10 protein-coding genes are annotated in these 11,801 nt (G+C 74.7%); 6 read left to right on the top strand and 4 right to left on the bottom strand.

Annotated features, from left to right (window positions below; translation table 11 throughout):
* Window positions 1-29: 29 nt before the first annotated feature.
* The 4 genes from AB0M18_RS26160 (at window position 30) to AB0M18_RS26145 (ending at window position 4,681) form a co-directional block, all read left to right on the top strand.
* Window positions 30-431 carry an STAS domain-containing protein gene (locus AB0M18_RS26160; RefSeq protein WP_365762282.1) on the top strand — a complete coding sequence of 134 codons (402 nt, stop codon included), beginning with the start codon at window positions 30-32 and terminating at the stop codon, window positions 429-431.
* A complete protein-coding gene (locus AB0M18_RS26155; RefSeq protein ID WP_365762063.1) occupies window positions 428-943 on the top strand; it encodes an ATP-binding protein in 516 nt (171 codons plus the stop codon). Before AB0M18_RS26160 ends, AB0M18_RS26155 begins: the two co-directional genes overlap by 4 nt.
* Before the next feature lie 99 nt (window positions 944-1,042).
* Window positions 1,043-1,516: an ATP-binding protein gene (locus AB0M18_RS26150; RefSeq protein WP_365762061.1), complete on the top strand. Its 474-nt coding sequence runs from the start codon at window positions 1,043-1,045 to the stop codon at window positions 1,514-1,516.
* A gap of 42 nt (window positions 1,517-1,558) precedes the next feature.
* Window positions 1,559-4,681 (top strand): HAMP domain-containing protein, encoded by a 3,123-nt coding sequence (locus AB0M18_RS26145; protein WP_365762059.1) that lies wholly within the window; start codon window positions 1,559-1,561, stop codon window positions 4,679-4,681.
* A gap of 55 nt (window positions 4,682-4,736) precedes the next feature.
* On the opposite strand, the gene AB0M18_RS26140 is transcribed toward AB0M18_RS26145, so the two are convergent.
* A complete protein-coding gene (locus tag AB0M18_RS26140) occupies window positions 4,737-7,061 on the bottom strand; it encodes a SpoIIE family protein phosphatase (RefSeq protein WP_365762057.1) in 2,325 nt (774 codons plus the stop codon).
* Between the two features lie 213 nt (window positions 7,062-7,274).
* Here AB0M18_RS26140 and AB0M18_RS26135 point away from each other — a divergent pair, with 213 nt between their 5' ends.
* Together AB0M18_RS26135 and AB0M18_RS26130 are read left to right on the top strand one after the other, a co-directional pair.
* Entirely contained in the window at window positions 7,275-8,552 is a 1,278-nt protein-coding gene (locus tag AB0M18_RS26135) for a serine hydrolase domain-containing protein (protein WP_365762055.1), read from the top strand.
* Window positions 8,553-8,694: 142 nt separating this feature from the next.
* Window positions 8,695-8,826: a hypothetical protein gene (locus AB0M18_RS26130; protein WP_365762053.1), complete on the top strand. Its 132-nt coding sequence runs from the start codon at window positions 8,695-8,697 to the stop codon at window positions 8,824-8,826.
* On the opposite strand, the gene AB0M18_RS26125 is transcribed toward AB0M18_RS26130, so the two are convergent.
* From AB0M18_RS26125 to AB0M18_RS26115, 3 genes are all read right to left on the bottom strand, one after another.
* Entirely contained in the window at window positions 8,823-10,046 is a 1,224-nt protein-coding gene (locus AB0M18_RS26125; protein ID WP_365762051.1) for an FAD-dependent oxidoreductase, read from the bottom strand. The genes AB0M18_RS26130 and AB0M18_RS26125 overlap by 4 nt on opposite strands.
* A 75-nt stretch (window positions 10,047-10,121) precedes the next feature.
* Window positions 10,122-10,817, bottom strand: coding sequence for an alpha/beta fold hydrolase (locus AB0M18_RS26120; protein ID WP_365762049.1), 696 nt, complete (start codon window positions 10,815-10,817; stop codon window positions 10,122-10,124).
* Window positions 10,818-10,925: 108 nt separating this feature from the next.
* A complete protein-coding gene (locus tag AB0M18_RS26115; RefSeq protein WP_365762047.1) occupies window positions 10,926-11,552 on the bottom strand; it encodes a phosphoribosylanthranilate isomerase in 627 nt (208 codons plus the stop codon).
* Window positions 11,553-11,801: the final 249 nt, after the last annotated feature.

Raw genomic sequence — 11,801 nt, 5'->3', positions numbered from 1 at the left:
CGGAAGGAGGCCGCCACCGCATGGAGGCCATGGATCGGGCGGAGGACTTCACCGGACGACTCGACGTCCGGGTACTGAGCGGACGGCGCCCCGACACCGTCGTCCTCGCCCTCTCGGGCGAACTCGACCACGACACGGCGGGCCCGCTGCGGGACGCCCTCGCGGAGCACGGCGGCGACGCGGGGAGCAGCCGGAACGGCGGCCGGGTCGTCGTGGACTGCTCCGAGCTGAGTTTCTGCGACTCCACCGGCCTGAACGTGCTCCTCCGCGCCCGGCTGCGGATGACCGAGGCGGGCGGCCGCCTCGACATCGCGGGCCTGCGGCCCCCGGTGGACCGCATGTTCGAGATCACCGGCGCGCTCTCGGTCTTCCGGGTGTACGAGACCGTCGCGAGCGCCCTCGCGGACGCCCCGGCCCCGGAGGGGTCATGAGGAACGGCGCCCCCGGGGCCGGGACCGGCGGGCGGCCGGACGACGGCGACCGCCCACCGGACCCGCCCGCCTTCGCCGACGCCCAGGTCCGGCGCCTCCTCCTCGGCGGCACTGCCGGGGCCGTCACCCGCTGCCGCGACTTCACCGCGGCGGCGCTGCGCGACTGGGGCTGGCTGCCCGCTGCCACGCCGGAGGAGCGCGAGCGGGCCGAGGACGTGCTCCTGATGGTGTCGGAGGTCGTCACCAACGCGTGTCTGCACACCGCGGGACCCGAGGAGCTGGTGCTGCGGCACGCCGACGGGCGGCTGCGCCTCGAAGTGGCCGACGCGAGCCCGGTCCCGCCCCGCCCGCACGCGCCCCGCTCCCCCGCGCTGCCCGGCGGGCACGGGCTGATGGTCCTGGACCGGCTGGCCGGGGCCTGGGGCTCGACGCCGAAGGCGGACGACGCCCCCGGGAAGGTCGTGTGGGTCGAGGTCACCCGCCCGTCCCGGCCGCCCTGGCGAAGGAACTGAGCCGGCCCGACACCCCGCCGTACCGTCCCCGCCACCGTCCCCGCCGTGGCGTCCCCGCCGCCCCGGTTTGCGGACCGCGGCAGCGGCAAGCCGCAGCGTATGACCATCGCGCACGGAAAGGAGATCCGTGGCCGCGGCCACGGCCGGTCCCTGCGGTACGACCTGACGGGGGTGCCACCGGGCCCGGGTGTCGTCGCCGCGTGCCGCGAGGCGACCCGTCGGGCCCTGAACTCCTGGTTCGGTCCCGCGGACGCCCCGGACACCCGGGCGGTGGCGGACGCGCTGCTGCTGGTCTCCGAGGTCGTCACCAACGCGCACACGCACGGCGGCGTGCCGTCCGAGCTGCGCCTCGACGGGACCGACCGCGCCCTGTGGGTGCAGGTCAGCGACACCGACCCGCACCGCCCCCGCCCGCACGGCCCGCACCGGGCCTACCGCTCCTCCGGACACGGGCTCTATCTGCTCCAGCGGCTCGCCGCGCGCTGGGGCACGGTGCCCCGGGGGCCGGACGGCAAGACGGTCTGGTTCCAGGTGGACCTGTTCCCAGAGGCTTCCGGACCCGGCGGGTCCTAGAGTGGATGGGCGGGGCGTCCGACCCCGCCCGGGCAGGCCCTCATGGCAGAGCGCACACCAGCACCCCACGGCACGCACGACGACCGGCACGACGGCCGGCACGACGGCGCACAGGACGGCAAGTCCGCCGAGGAGGGGCTGCGGCGGCTGCTCGCCGGGCTGACCGCCGTACGGGACGGGGAGCTGTCCGTACGCCTGCCCGAGGGCGCGCAGGGTGTGCAGGGCGAGATCGCGACCGTCTACAACGACATGGTCGAGCGGCTGTCGCTGCTGACCTCCGAGGTGACCCGGGTGGCCGGCGAGGTCGGCGGGCAGGGCCTGCTGGGCGGGCGCGCGGGCGCGCCGCGGGCGAGCGGGGTGTGGCGGGAGCTCACCACCGGTGTGAACACCATGGCCGACAACCTGACCTCCCAGGTGCGCTCCATCGCGCAGGTCGCGACCGCCGTGGCCCGCGGCGACCTCACGCAGAAGATCCGGGTGGACGCGCGCGGCGAGATCCTGGAGCTCAAGGAGACCATCAACACCATGGTCGACCGGCTCTCCTCCTTCGCCGAGGAGGTGACCCGGGTGGCCCGTGAGGTCGGCACCGAGGGCAAGCTCGGCGGCCAGGCCCGGGTGCGGGGGGTGTCCGGCACCTGGAAGGACCTCACCGACAACGTGAACTCGATGGCGGACAACCTGACCAACCAGGTCCGCAACATCGCGCAGGTGACCACCGCCGTCGCCCAGGGCGATCTGACCAGCCGGATCGACGTGTCGGCGCGCGGCGAGATCCTGGAGCTCAAGACCACCATCAACACGATGGTCGACCAGCTGTCGTCCTTCGCCGCCGAGGTGACCCGGGTGGCCCGCGAGGTCGGCACCGAGGGGCAGCTCGGCGGCCAGGCGGAGGTGGAGGGCGTCTCCGGCACCTGGATGCGGCTCACCGAGAACGTCAACGAGCTGGCCGGGAACCTGACCCGCCAGGTCCGGGCCATCGCCGAGGTCACGAGCGCGGTCGCCGAGGGCGACCTCACCCGCTCCATCACCGTCGAGGCGCCGGGCGAGGTCGGCGAACTCCGCGACAACATCAACGCCATGGTCGAGTCGCTGCGCGCGACCACCCGCGCCAACGAGGAGCAGGACTGGCTGCAGACCAATCTGGCCCGGATCACGGCGCTGCTGCAGAGCACCCGCGGGCTGCCGGAGATCGCCGAACTCATCATGGCGGAGGTGCCGCCGCTGGTATCGGCGCAGTACGGGGCGTTCTTCCTGGCCGCCGAGCCCGAACCCGAGCCCAAGCCGAAGCCCGAGCCCGGGCCCGAGCCGGGTGAGGGGGCCGACGAGCGGACCGGAAAGGCGACCGGAAAGGAGTCGGGTCCGGACGGGGGTCCGGACGAGGGTCCGGCGGCGCGCCGTGCCGTGCCCGACGGGCCGGACCTGGTCATGGCCGCCTCGTACGGTCTCCCGGTCGTCTCCGGCGACCCGCCGCGCCGCTTCCGCACCGGCGAGGGGCTGGTCGGGCAGGCCGCCCGGGACCGGCGCGTCCTGCTCGTCGACCCGGTGCCCGAGGGGTACGCGACGGTGTCCTCCGCCGTCGGCACCGGCGAGCCGGCCGCGCTCATCGTCCTGCCGATCGTGGTCGAGGACCAGGTCCTCGGCGCCGTCGAGCTCGCCTCGCTGCGCCCCTTCGGCGCGCTGCAACGCGACTTCCTGGACCGGTTCGTGGTCAGCGCGGGTGCCGTGCTCAGTTCGCTGGTCGCCAACCTCCGCACCGACGAACTGCTCGCCCAGTCCCGCAGCCTCGCCGACGAACTCCGCTCCCGCACCCTGGAGTTGCAGGCCCGCCAGCGCGAGCTCCAGCGCTCCAACGCCGAACTGCAGGAGCAGGCGGAGCTGCTGGCCGAGCGCAACCAGGACATCGAGTCGAAGAACCGGGTCATCGAGCAGGCCCGGCAGGAACTGGAGGCGCGCGCCCAGCAGTTGTCCCGCACCTCCATGTACAAGTCGGAGTTCCTGGCCAACATGAGCCACGAGCTGCGCACCCCGCTCAACAGTCTGCTGATCCTCGCCCGGCTGCTCGCACAGAACCCGGAGGGGAATCTGACGGAGAAGCAGGTCGACTACGCGGAGGTCATCCACTCGGCCGGTTCCGACCTGCTGCAGCTCATCAACGACATCCTCGACCTGTCGAAGGTGGAGGCGGGCAAGATGGAGGTGCGGCGCGAACCCTTCGCGCTGTCCCAGCTCCTGGAGTCCCTGGAAGACACCTTCGCCCCGGTCGCCGACCAGCAGGGGCTGGACTTCTCCGTCGCCGTCGCCCCCGGCGTACCCGAGCGGCTGACCACCGACGAGGCGCGGCTGCGGCAGGTGCTGCGCAACCTCCTCTCCAACGCCCTGAAGTTCACCGAGGTCGGCAAGGTGTCGCTGACCGTCGAGCACACACCGCCCGACCAGGTGCCGGCCGCGCTTCGGGACGGGCGGCGGGTGCTCGCGTTCCGGGTCGCGGACACCGGGGTGGGCATCCCTGCGGACCGGCTGCGGCACATCTTCGACGCGTTCCAGCAGGGCGACGGCACGACCGCGCGCGAGTACGGCGGGACCGGGCTCGGCCTCTCGATCAGCCGCGAGGTGGCCACGCTCCTGGGCGGCACGATCGAGGTCGAGAGCACCCCGGGCCGCGGCAGCACCTTCACCTTCCACCTCCCGGAGCAGGCCGCCCCCGCCCCGGCGGGCCCGGCCGACGCCGCCGGCACGGAGACCGGCACCGATGCCGGGGACGAGGTGGCCGAGAGCGCGGCCCCCGCCCCGGAGCCCTCGGCGACCGTGCTGGTCGTGGACGACGACACCCGGAACGTCTTCGCGCTCACCCAGGTCCTGGAGACGCACGGGCTGCGGGTGCTGACCGCCGACGGAGGCCGGCGGGCGCTCGAACTGCTCGCCGCGCACGACGAGGTCCGGCTCGTCCTGATGGACGTGATGATGGCCGGCATGGACGGCTACCGCGCGATCGAGGAGATCCGGCGGATGCCCGGCCGCGGCGACCTGCCCATCATCGTCGTCACCGCGAAGGCCATGCCGGGCGACCGGGCCCACGCCCTGGAGGCGGGCGCCGACGACTACCTCGCCAAGCCGGTCGACGAGGCGGAACTGCTCGTCAGGGTCCGCCGCCGGCTGGCGGACTGACGCCCTCGCCGGACGTCTCCCCCGTCTCCCTCCCCCGTCTCCCTCCCCCTGCTCCCTACTTCTGCCCCTTCTCCTCCTCCGGGCGCCGGAGGCGGACCGCGACCACGCTCGTGTCGTCGTCCGTGTCCCCGAGGGCCATCCCGAGCAGCGCGTCCACCAGGAGTTCGGGGCTCTCACGGCCGGCCACCCGGGTCGCGACCGCGAGCAGCCGCGCGAGCCCCGGGCCCAGGCCCTCGTGGCGGCGCTCGACGAGGCCGTCGGTGTAGAGCAGCAGGGTGTCGCCCGGGTGCAGGGCGGTGCGGCGTTCCTCGTACGCGTACGAGGGCACCGCGCCGAGGAGGACGTCCTGCGGCGGTTCGAGGAGCCGGGCCCGGCCGTCGCGGATCAGCAGCAGCGGAAGGTGGCCGGCGCTGGACCAGACGAGACCGCCGTCCTCGGGGTCGTACAGCGCGCAGACGGCGGTGGCGGTGGAGCCGCCGCCGGTGCGGAGGGTGACCTCGTTGAGCCAGCCCATCAGCTGGTGGGGCGGGCGGCCGGTGAAGGCGAGGGCGCGCTGGGCGTTGCGCAGGGAGACCATGCCGGTGACGGAGTCGATGCCGTGGCCGGCGATGTCGCCGACGGCGAGCAGCACCTTGCCGCCGGGCAGCGGGAGCACGTCGTACCAGTCGCCGCCGACCTGGTACTCCTCGGCGGCCGGCCGGTAGCGCGCGGCGACGGTGAGTCCGGCGAGTTCGCGCAGGGCGGTCGCCTCGGGGACGATCGCCCGCTGGAGCTGGAGGGCGAGCTGGTGGCGCAGTTCGGCCTGGTCGCGGACGGCGGTGAGCCGGTCGAAGGTCGCGGTCAGGGCGAGCTCGGTGCGGCGGGTCGCGGAGACGTCCTGGTAGGCGCCGACGAATCCGGTGACGGTGTCGCCGTCGAGCAGCGGTTCCGCCGCGACCCGCACATGCCGCACGGATCCGTCGGGGAGCACGGTCCGCAGCACGGTCTGGGCGCCGGAGCGGCGTTCGGTGAGCGTCCTGAGCAGCGCGGTCAGCGCCTCGCCGTCCTCCTCGTGGATGCGGGACCGCAGCGCGAGCAGCGGCAGCGGGGCCTCGTCGCGGGCCATGCCGAAGATGCCGTACGCCTGCTCCGACCACACGGTGTCGCCGCCGGTCAGGCTGTCCTGGAAGGTCGCGACGCTCTGCAGCCGGGCGACGGCGCGGCCGGTGGCGAGCCCGGGGTCGCCTGTGGTGTGCCAGAGGACCACGGCACGGTCGGGTCCGGCGGGCAGCACCCGTACGTCGAGCAGCGGGCCGGGTCCGTCCTCGGGGCCTCGCGGAGGCCCGGCGGGCAGCCGGGCGGCGTGCCCGGGGCGGCGGGTGTGCCGGGCACGGCGGGCCAGCCGGCCGAGCTCGGTGTGCACGTGCGGGAACGCGCGGGCGAGGGAGCGGTCGTCGGCGGGGAGGGTGCCGCCGAGGGCTCCGGCGGCGGCCTCGTTGACGTGTTCCACCTCCACGGCCGGCGCGCCGGTCGTCTCTCCGGTACGGAGCAGGGCGGCCGGGTGGGTCAGCGCGTCGAGCAGGTCGACGAGGACGGGGGCGCCGGCCTCCTCCCCGTCCGGCCGGTCCAGGAGCGCGACGGCCACGTCCATCAGGCCGCCGACGGCCCGTCGCGTCGCCGGGTCGAAGTCCACGGGCCCGGGCCAGCCGATCAGCGCGACGCCCTGTGTCGTACCGCGCCGGCGCAGCGGCAGCACGGCCCGTGCGGCATCCTCGCCGGCCCCCGGCAGGGCGGCGGCGCCTGCGGGGCCCTCGGAGAGCCACACCGGCGCGTTCCCGGCGAGCGCGGCCCGGATCGCCTCCGGCGCGGCGGGCGGGATCCACCACCACGCGGCCGCCTCCGCCGCGCCGACCCCGGCGTGCCCGGCGAGCCGCAGGCAGCCGCCGTCGACCAGCCGCCACAGCCACACGCTGTCCGCCCCGAGCGGTCCGAGCCCGCCCTCGAGCAGCGCCTCCGCCGCCGCCCCGACGTCCTCCGCCGTCTCGGCGACGGCGGCGGTGCGGCGGCTGCGGCGGGCGAGGAGGGGGGACGGGTGCGGGGGCGCCGTTCCAGGGCCGGCGACGGAGGTGAGGACGTCCGCGGCGAGGTCCTCGGGCGACAGGCCGGTGGCGCCCGCGAGCGCCGTCAGGTGCTCGGCCGCGTCGGCCGTGGAAACGCCCAGCTGTGCGGCGAGGACCCCGGTGGCCAGGTCCATCAGATGCGCCCGCGCCCGGTCCCCGCGCAGCCGCCGGTTCTCGGCGGCCAAGCCCGCGAATCCGGACTCCGCCCCGATGTCGGACGCCCCCGGGTACATCCCCGGGGACCCGGCGGAACCGGCCACGTCGACCTCCGACACAGGCACGCGTACCCCTTCGGAGTCTACTCGCGGGGGTGGCGCTCCGGCTGGGCGGTTCCGCTCGTGGCGGGTGCCCCGAAACCGGCCACGTGGCTGCGGATATGGCCGGAACACGCCCTGGGCGGCGGGAACCCTTCCCGTGCGGCGGCACTCATGCTCGGTGACGAGTCGTCCGGAACGTCCGGGTCGACCGCATCGAGCAAGAAGTCGAGGGATTCCGTGCTCCTTTCGCCGCACCGACGTCTGGCCGCGGGCGCGGGCGCCGCGCTGATCGCCGCGTTCGCCGGGACGCTCGTCCCGGCCACGCAGGCCTCCGCCGCGCAGGCACCCGCCCGTACCGCCGCCCCGGCACCCGTCCCGGCACCCGCCCCGGCACCCGACATGGCCGGGATCACCGCCGCGCTGAACGCCGCCATGGCCAACGGCGCGCCCGGCGCGATGGCCCGGTACAGCGGCCCGGAGGGCGTCAGGAGCCGGACGGTCGGCGTGCAGGACCGCACCACGGGCGAGGCGATGGACGTCCGCTCGCGGTTCCGGATCGGCAGCGTCAGCAAGACCTTCTCCACGGTCGTGCTGCTCCAGCTCGTGGACGAGGGCCGGCTCGAACTCGACCAGCCCGTCAACCGCTACCTCCCCGGCCTGCTGCCCGACGACCGCATCACGGTCCGCCATCTGCTCACCCACCGCAGCGGTCTCGCCGACTACACGGACCCGATGTTCGAGCACACCGTGCCCGGCTTCGAGTCCGTGCGGAACCGGGTGTTCACGTACCAGGAGCTGGTGGACCTCTCCCTTGCCCTGCCCCGCACCACCGAGCCCGGCGTCTCCTACAAGTACTCCAACGCCAACTTCGTCGTCGTCGGCATGCTGATCGAGAAGCTGACCGGCCGCCCGGTGGCCGACGCGTACCAGCGGCGCATCTTCAAGCCGCTGAAGCTGCGCGGGACGTCGTACGTCCACCCGGACACCCGCATCGCGGGCCCGCACGTGCACGGCTATCTGCACCCGGACGAGGCGGGCGCGCCGCTGGTCGACTCGACCGAGCAGACCGTGTCGTGGGCCCAGTCCGCCGGCGCGGTCATCTCCACCACGGCCGACCTCGACACCTTCATGAGCGCCCTGATGCGCGGCCGGCTGCTGTCCCCCGCGATGCTCGACGCGATGACGACGGTGACGCCGACGGACACCGCCAACACCCGGTTCTACGGGCTCGGGCTGCGCCGTTACGACCTGTCCTGCGGCACGCAGGTGTACGGCCACACCGGCACGGTCCAGGGCTTCTACACGTACGCCTTCGCCACCCGCGACGGGCGGCGCAGCGTGTCCGCCCTCGCGAACACCTCCAACCACGGGGCGGCGAACACGGCGCTCGGCGGGACCCTGGAGGCGGCCTTCTGCGGGACCGCGAAGAAGCCGGCCGCGTCGGCGCGCTCCCTTCAGGAGACGCCGACCGCGACGGACCGCCCGGCGGAGCGCGACCTGCCCGAGCGGCACTGAGCGGCACTGAGCGACGGGCGGGGGGACCGGACCGACCGGCCGGCGGCCACGAACGCGTGAACGAGCGTTCAGCCACCGGCGGTTCATCCGGCCATCCCCCGCCCGCCATCCGGATCTCGCCGGCGGTGATCACGATCCGGCCATGACCAAGGCCTCTCGCGCGGTCCGCTCGGCCTTCGAGGGGAATTCGCGCAACCCGCGCAGCCCGCGGCGTCCGGCCGCCGGGGGAGTGCCGGTGCCGGACAAGGGCCCGATCCGCTGCCCCCTGGCCTAGCGGTTGGCCGGGGTCTGCTCGCGGTCGGCGTGGGCGGCGAGCAGGAGCTGTCGGCGTTTGGCGGCGCCGCCCGCCAGGCGGTGCAGGCGGTACGAGCCGGGCTTGCGGGCCTCTCCCACCAGCTGCTTGTGGATGGACGTGCAGGCGATCTCCTTGAACCGGGCGCCCAGCCGGCCGTCGACATGGAACCCGACGGCGACATCCGCCCTGTTCGCGAGCTGGAAGACGCCGGCGCCCCGGCCCAGGCTGACGCACTGGGCGTAGTACGACTGGTGGAGTTCCTCCGGCCGCTCGCCCGCGAGCCGGCTGAGCACGGTGTCGGCGGCCCGCGCGCCCTGCGGCATCGCGGACTGGCAGCTCATCCGCAGCGGCAGTCCGGACGGCGCCGCCGAGTCCCCGGCCGCGACGATGTGCGGGTCGTCGACGCTCGTCAGCGTCTCGTCCGTGAGCAGGCGGCCCACGGCGTCGGTGGTCAGCCCGCTGCGGACGGCCAGGTCCGGAACGCCGAAGCCGGCGGTCCAGACGGTGACCCGGCTCGGCAGCGCACGCCCGTCCGCGAGCCGTACGGCGTCGCGGGTCACGGCCGTCACCTCGGCATCCGCCCCCTCGACGACCGTTACGCCGAGCCGGCCGAGGTGCCTGGCGACGGAACGCCGGCCACGCGGGTGCAGATACGGGCCGAGCACGCCGCCGCAGACCAGGGTGACCGTGCGGCCGGCCTCCGCCAGCTCGGCGGCGGTCTCGATGCCGGTGGGACCGGCGCCTACCACCGTCACGGGGGCCGACGCGGGCTCGGCGTCGAGGGCCGTGCGCAGCCGCCCCGCCTCCTCCAGGGTGGCGACCGGCAGCGCGAACTCGGCGGCCCCCGGCACGCCCGAGCCGTGGGCGCTGCCGCTGCCCACGGCGTAGACCAGGTAGTCGTAGGCGAGCGGGCCGCCGGCCGCCAGGGTCAGGGCGTGCCCGGCCGCGTCGATCCGGGTCACGCTGTCGACGACCAGGCGGACGCCGTCGGCCAGGACGTCCTCGTAGGCGACGACGGCGTCGTGGGATCCGCCGACCAGCTGGTGCAGCCGGACCCGGTGGACGAAGGCCGGGCGCGGGTTGATCAGCGTGACGGTCACGCCGGCGCGCCGGGTCAGCCGGTTCGCCGCCATCACGCCCGCGTATCCGCCGCCGATCACGACCACGGACGTCGTCGTCTGCACGGTGTTCTCGGTCATGGTGTCTCCTCGGGTTCCAGGTGTTCGCCCGCAGGACACCGCGTCATCGGCCACCGTGACCGAATGTGACCCAGGTCACACCATGGGGGCTCCGTCCGCCGCCTCGGCCAGGATCCGGGCCAGTTCGCGGGGCCGGGTGGTCATCGGCCAGTGGCCCGAGTCGATGTCGACGTACGAGAGGTGCCGGGCGGCGGTGAGCTCCGGGATCTCGCCGGCGGCAAGCCACTGCCGGGCCTCGTCCGGGGTGAACTCGGGACACACCAGCGTCACGGGCACCTCGAAGCGCCGCGGGTCGCTGAGCCGTACGACGCCCTGGACGACCGGCCCGGGGACGGGGAGGGCGGCGGAGGCGAGGCGCTCGCGGGTGGCCTCGTCCAGGTCGGCGGCGTCGGGGCCCTCGAAGGGCTCCCAGCCGGGGAAGGCCATGAGGCCGTCGCGGACCGGGAAGAAGGGGGCGTACTCCCGGCCGTCGGGGGCCGGGAAGCCGCCGATCAGGGCGACCCCGGCGATCTTCTCGGGCCGCGCGTCGGCCGCCAGCCAGGCCAGGCTCGCGGCGGCGGAGTGGCCGACCACGAAGGGCCTGCCGGGCGCCGCGTCGACGGCGGCGACGACCGCCGCGACCTGGTCGTCGAGCGTGGCGGAGGCGGCGCCGTCGCCCTGTCCGGGGAGGGTGAGCGGTACGGGCCGGTGACCGAGGGCGGAGAGTTCGGGCACGACGTCGTCCCACGCCGATCCGTCGAGCCACAGACCGGCGACGAGCAGGATGTCCACGAGCGGTTCTCCCGGTGAGAGGTGAGAGTGCGAGTGCGGTTCTGGGCGGTTCTTGCTGCGTCTCGCACGCTAGCGGGAGGGTCTGACAACGGGCCGGACCCGGGCGCGTCAGCCCGTGGCGGCGGCCTTGGCGGCCGTGACGAACTCGCGGATGAGGTCGTGGTCCTTCACGCCGGGGGCGGACTCGACGCCGCTGGAGACGTCGACGCCCCAGGGGCGGGCCCGGTCGACGGCCTCGGCGACGTTGTCGGGGGCAAGACCGCCGGCGAGCAGCCAGGAGCCCTCGGGGCGGGCGGTGTCCAGGAGGGAGAGGTCCCAGCGCGAACCGGAGCCGGCGCGGGGCGAGTCGAGCAGCAGGATCTCCTCGCCGTAGGCGCCGACACGGGTGTCGGGCCGCTCCTTGAGGGAGGTGGCGCGCCAGAGCCGGGGGAAGACCCGGGCGGCCGCGGCGAAGTCCTCCTCGCCGTAGGCCGGGCCGTGCAACTGGAGTGCGTCGACGTCGAGTTCCCGGGCGAGCGCGGCCGCCTCGGCGGCTGGGGTGTCGTTGACGACGAGGACGGACAGCACGTGCTCGGGGGTGTGGGCGCGGGCATGGGCGGCGAGCACCGCGGCGCGGTCGCGGGTCAGACCGCGGACGCTGGTCCCGCTGACGACCAGACCGATCGCGTCGGCCCCGGCCTCCGCGGCCACGTCGATCTCGGCCGTCGTGGCGAGCCCGCACACCTTCACGAACACCGTGTCTCCTTGTCGCTCTCTTCCGCCCGGCCCGGCCGAGCCTACCGCCGCGGCGCGCCTGTCCGAAGGGACGCCGCCGTCCCTCGGGACACGCCCTAGGTGTATTGATCACGAGCGTTGTTGACAGTTGTGGGTCTTGATCATGGCGAAGACCTCCGGTGTGGTGGAGGTGTCTAGGCTTCACCGCACAACGGAGGTCTTCGTGTCCCACCGTAATGCCCGGCTGACCGTTCATGGCAGGCGGCTGCT

The organism is Streptomyces sp. NPDC051909, assembly GCF_040681095.1.
In the GTDB taxonomy this organism is placed as follows: Bacteria; Actinomycetota; Actinomycetes; order Streptomycetales; family Streptomycetaceae; genus Streptomyces.
This window is presented reverse-complemented; position numbering and strand designations above follow the sequence as displayed.